The organism is Peptoniphilus indolicus ATCC 29427, assembly GCF_000227315.1.
GTDB lineage: Bacteria > Bacillota > Clostridia > Tissierellales > Peptoniphilaceae > Peptoniphilus > Peptoniphilus indolicus.
The window spans coordinates 1-513 of the sequence record NZ_JH165157.1; the positions used below are offsets into that span (position 1 = coordinate 1).

1 pseudogene is annotated in these 513 nt (G+C 32.6%); it reads right to left on the reverse strand.

From position 1 onward, the window contains the following. Nucleotides 1-457, reverse strand: a pseudogene (locus HMPREF9129_RS12890) (transposase); the annotation flags it as partial. Nucleotides 458-513 lie beyond the last annotated feature (56 nt).

The following is a 513-nucleotide window of genomic DNA, read 5'->3' on the forward strand; positions in this document are numbered from 1 at the left end:
CTTATCCACTCACTCAAACATATACTAGCCATCTTTTTATTAGGCTGAGTAAGAACATATTGGTAGAACAACTCCTTTAATTGATAAGCTAACCTTAAATCCTCACTTAACCCAAGCATTAAAGAAACCTCACTAGCCTGCATAGAACTAAGCATAGAAGAAGGCTTTGTAACTAAACTCTTACTTCTCTTAAAAACACCCTAAGCTTAGAAGAAACATCCCTTTGAATCCTCTTTCTAACATTCTCCAAAGCCCAAGAAACCTGTCTTATGAAATAATACCTATCAATAATATGAATCGAACTTCTAAAGAACCTATCCCTAACAGACTTAAAAAAATTAGACATATCACTTACCAAAAACTTAACACTCATCCTCTCTATATTAGAAATCCTTTTAAAATACTCAAACAAACAATCCTTACTCCTAGAAAGTAAAATATCAATAACACTATGAATATCACCATTAAGAAGAGAAGTCTGATACTTGTTATTGCCACTATCACCCTTAAACT